Below are 4,361 nucleotides of genomic sequence, written 5' to 3' on the forward strand. Positions count from 1 at the left end.
CAAACTATTGTACATCATCCGGGCCAACGGACGGGAGACGATTTGACGGAAAGCGCGGACGGTTAGACAGCAAATAGGAAGTGAGTTTGATACTTTCTTTAATGTGAACAAGAACCGCCAGGAGCGGCCTGTTAGCCGCTTCCTGCGGTTCCTGCGGTCAACTCGTGCGCTTCCGGGTCCTGATTTCAGGAACGCGGCAACGCTTCGGCAACCTGCAGCGCCCGATCGAGGAATTCTTCGATCTCCTCGCGCGTTTTGCGCAGCTTGCTGACGAAACGGACCAGCTCCTTGCCGTCCCGGTAAGCAATAAAGCTCGGGATGCCCAGAATGTTCAGCTCCGAACACAGATCGGGCAGTTCGTCGCGGTCAATTTCGACAAATTCGATTTTCCCTTCATATTTCGCTTCCACTTCCGGCATAAACGGCTCGATAAAATGGCAATCCTTGCACCAGGTCGCCTTGAATACGGCAACCGTCACCCCTTCGCCGGCAATCGCTTCGCGGAATGCCTCTTCCGTATGAATACGGCGCATCGTCATCCCTCCAGTACGGTTATACTTCCCGCTCCAGAACGAGAAGCTTTTCATCACCATATAAGGATTCCCATTTTACCGTACCTCCAAGCGCTTTGGCAAGATCTCTCGCCGGAACGTAGATGGCGCCTTGGACCGCCGTTGCCGGCACCGCCCATTTCACGGTCTTCCCGTTTATCTTCACCAGATTGCTCCCAGGCTTGATCGCGATCGTCGTGCCGGTCGCCTCATCGCTTACCGTAACGGTCTTGTTTTTGTACGTTACGGTCGCTCCGAACTGTCTGGCCGTTTCGCGCAACGGCACGAGCGTCACGCCGGAAGGCAGCGCGATCGGCGGATTGTCGTCGAACGGGAAAACATCACGCTCTGACGGCCGATATGAAAATCGTTTTTCAGCAGGCCGTACAGGGTCGAGCCTTCGTCGAACTGGCGCAGCAGCTGATACGGCTGCATGTCCGCCAATTTCATGGCGTCCAGCGAACCGCCGGCCAAATCCGGCGCATCGGCCTTCGCGCTGCCGCCAATGTTCCACATCTCCGACACGGAACGGATGACGATCGCCTTGACGCCGCCCGTATCTTCGAGATTCGGGGCGATTTTCGCCTCTACCTCCGATTTGCGGATATCGAGCTTGCTGTCGACATACAGGACGGCTTTCAGATACGTCTCGTCGCTAAACATCTCCAGCGGAAACATTCCTTCTTCCTTCGCCGCATTCAACTCGTCGCGCAGCGACTTCAACACGGCCATCAGTTCGTCGGCCGCTTGCTCCGCCGCTTCTTCGTCGCTCAATCCGTCGCTTTCGAACGGATTTTCGCCGCCCCACAGCTCCGGATAATCCCGCATCGCCCCGACGACGCTCAGCAGCATGTCGCGCAGCCCTTCCTTGTCTGCAATGAGCGCGTCGAAGTACTTCATCAACCACGGCCACAGCTCCTGTACGTTCATCTCCATCTCGGCGCGCAGCAATGACAGCTGTTCACCGCCGATCGTTTCCGTCGCGGGAGCGACCGTCAGCCGCTCGGGATTCGGAAGATTGCCGACCAAGTAGCCGCTTGCCTCATCGATCAGCCGATGCGCCAGCTCGGTCATCGTTTCCTGATCGGCTGCCGTGCCGTCAACGTCCTCTTCCAGGGACGAAAGATCGAGCACGAACGGCTTTTTGGCCCCTTCGAGCTCGACGGTCAGCCGTTCATCGTCAAGATATAACGAATATCCGACGCGCCGGTCTCCGAACGACAACGAGCCTTGCGCCGACAACCGATTCTCGTTCTCCATCCTGAAGCTGTCCATCTCCAGCCGGATGTCGGACAGCAGTCGGATTAACCGGACGTCCTCGGGGTCTTGCCCGGCCAATTCCTCTTCGTCAAGCAGCATCCGAAACTCGACGGTTTGCTTCCCTTCCGCCGAGGTTACCTTCAATGAACGTTTGATCGTCTCGTTAAAATCGAGGCCTCCGACCGCCTGGCAGCCGGCGGCTACGAACAACGCCAGCGCCAGCAGCACAAAACCGACACGCCGCAATCCTTTAGATTTTCCCATAAAAAACTCCTCTCCCGGTGAAATAAGACCATGCTTATTCTACCATGGAGAGGATAAATATGGAACAAAAATTTGGGACTAATTGCCTAATCGACGGCGCTGCTCTTTCGGCCCGATTCGCCGGATCAGCGCCGAGAACAGCTTGCGCAGCGGTCCCGGGAAGCCGCCGATCTCGCCAGCCGTGACAACTCCAAGCCGGATGAGCAGCACCAGATAAAGCCCCCCGACCGTCACGCCGGTTGCGGCGCAGCCGGCGAAGAAAGCCAGCTTGTCCGGCCAGGAGACGAGCAGGCTACGCACCAGATCGTCCATTCCCCATCCGGCAAGCGCGGAGACGGCGATCGTCGCCAGGTAGGCGCCCCAGCGGCTGCCGAGCACCTTCAGTTCCACTTCGCGGCGGATCATGCGCAAATTCAAATACGTAATCGTCAGGAAGCAAAGCGTCGACGCCAGTACGAGGCCGTAAGCGCCCAGCAGCGGCGCAAGGGCAAGGCTGGCGATGATTTTAACGGCGATGCCGACAAACGTGTAGACCATCGGATGATACGGCTTGCTCATGCCGAACAGAATCGAGTTGGTCGTCATCATCGTAATCTGGAAGATCGTCCCGGCCGTCAGCGCCGCGACGAGACCGCTGCCGCCCGGGCCGTCGAACAGCAGGCCGGTAACGGAATGCGCCGCAACCGTCAGCACGAGGGCTGCCGGAACGCCGGTAAAGACGACGATCCGCATGACGAGCGACGTCTGGCGCTGCACTTCGGCCATCCGGCCGGTCGAATAAGCGGCCGACAGCACCGGGATGATCGACTGGCTGAGCGCGATCGCCAGAATCGGCGGGATGCCTGCGATCGTCTGCGCCCGGAAGCCGAGCCAGCCCAGGGCGCTTTGGGCTTCGGCCGGCGTATAGAACGAGCCGGTCAGCCGGATGAACAGCGACGTATCGATCATATACAGCAGTTGCACCGTCATTGCCGTGACGACGACCGGCACCGATATGCGGAAGATTTCCCGATAGATCGCAGACAACCTGAGCGGCTTGCCGCCGGGCCGCGTACGCCGGAGCGGCGGATCGGCCGCATCCTGGCGCCGGAGCTTCAGCGCATACCAGACCATGACGAGAAACGCGCCGATGCTGCCGAAGACGCTGCCGAACGTCGCTGCCGCCGCCACCCAGCGGTCGCCCCAGCCGAGGTTCAGCACGACGAGCGCCAGCCCGACGCCGACAACCACGCGCATCACTTGCTCGATGATTTGCGAGATGCCGCCGGCCGACATGATCTGACGGCCCTGGAAATAACCGCGCATCATCGCGATGACCGGGAACAGCAAGAGCGCCGGGGCGATCGCCCGCACCGCCGCGTCAGCCCCGGGAACTTTGGCGATCACTTCGCTGAAAAACGGAGCAAATGCGTACAACAGCGTGGACATCAGAATGCCTGCAGACGCCCCGAACAGCAGCGCCGCCCGGTAAATGCGCTGCGCCTCGTCCGGCCGGCCGAGCGCGTACCGCTCGGACACCATCTTGCTGACGGCGCTCGGAATGCCGGCCGTCGCAATCGTCAAGAGCCACAGATAGACGCTGTTTGCCACGCTAAAGTAGCTGTTGCCCGCATCGCCCATCATGTAGTCCAGCGGCACTCGCTGGAAGACGCCGAGGAAGCGGGCGGTCAGCGCGGCGGCGGCCAGTATGATCGTTCCTCTGATTAGCGAATCCTTTTTTACCATTCGTTCAACAACCCTGTCTCCCCATTTTTCCGCCGTCCTTCGGTCGCAGGGGCGATTATGCGCCCGAGGGGGCCGGCACCGTTTGCGGCGCCGGCCCCCTGTCGGCCCAAGTCTTTATGCTTTCGCCTTAATCTCCTCGAGCGGCTGGTGATGGCCGCGAACCGGCTTCGCCGCCCCCGAAGGAGCCGCCCAGCGGACGGCGTTGCTGATTACCCGCAGCACGTTCGCGTCGTAATAGGTCGGGAACGTTTCATGTCCCGGCCGGAAGTAGAAGATTTTGCCCTGGCCGCGATAGAACGTGCAACCGGAGCGGAACACTTCGCCGCCCTCGAACCAGCTGATGAAGACAAGCTCGTCCGGCGCCGGAATGTCGAAATGCTCGCCGTACATTTCTTCCCGCGGCAGCTCGAAATATTCCGGCAAGCCCGCGGCGATCGGATGAGCCGGATTGACCGTCCAGATCCGCTCCTTCTCGTTCGCCTCGCGCCATTTCAGGTCGCAGCCGGTGCCCATCAGCTTTTGAAAATTTTCGAAAATGCCCGGAATGAAGCACGATCAGCC

At 60.0% G+C, this 4,361-nt stretch carries 4 protein-coding genes and 1 pseudogene; all 5 read right to left on the reverse strand.

Translation table 11 applies throughout. From position 1 onward, the window contains the following. Positions 1 to 185: 185 nt before the first annotated feature. Complete coding sequence (locus PACILC2_RS25545) at positions 186 to 533, reverse strand: thioredoxin family protein (RefSeq protein ID WP_062491509.1); 348 nt, start codon at positions 531 to 533, stop codon at positions 186 to 188. A 19-nt stretch (positions 534 to 552) separates the two neighbouring features. Beyond that, positions 553 to 846 carry a copper amine oxidase N-terminal domain-containing protein gene (locus PACILC2_RS25550; protein WP_213531805.1) on the reverse strand — a complete coding sequence of 98 codons (294 nt, stop codon included), beginning with the start codon at positions 844 to 846 and terminating at the stop codon, positions 553 to 555. Continuing rightward, positions 843 to 2,075, reverse strand: a complete 1,233-nt coding sequence (locus tag PACILC2_RS25555; RefSeq protein WP_213531807.1) for a hypothetical protein — start codon at positions 2,073 to 2,075, stop codon at positions 843 to 845. Before PACILC2_RS25555 ends, PACILC2_RS25550 begins: the two co-directional genes overlap by 4 nt. A gap of 78 nt (positions 2,076 to 2,153) precedes the next feature. After that, positions 2,154 to 3,800, reverse strand: coding sequence for a putative polysaccharide biosynthesis protein (locus PACILC2_RS25560; RefSeq protein WP_213531809.1), 1,647 nt, complete (start codon positions 3,798 to 3,800; stop codon positions 2,154 to 2,156). A 114-nt stretch (positions 3,801 to 3,914) separates the two neighbouring features. Next, positions 3,915 to 4,361: pseudogene (locus PACILC2_RS25565) on the reverse strand (ThuA domain-containing protein); the annotation flags it as partial.

Source organism: Paenibacillus cisolokensis (assembly GCF_018403665.1).
Taxonomy (GTDB): domain Bacteria; phylum Bacillota; class Bacilli; order Paenibacillales; family Paenibacillaceae; genus Paenibacillus_AH; species Paenibacillus_AH cisolokensis.

Coding starts and splice junctions, on each gene's coding strand:
- PACILC2_RS25555 (WP_213531807.1), bottom strand. CDS start 2,075: ATGGGAAAATCTAAAGGATTGCGGCGTGTCGGTTTTGTGCTGCTGGCG.
- PACILC2_RS25560 (WP_213531809.1), bottom strand. CDS start 3,800: ATGGTAAAAAAGGATTCGCTAATCAGAGGAACGATCATACTGGCCGCC.
- PACILC2_RS25545 (WP_062491509.1), bottom strand. CDS start 533: ATGCGCCGTATTCATACGGAAGAGGCATTCCGCGAAGCGATTGCCGGC.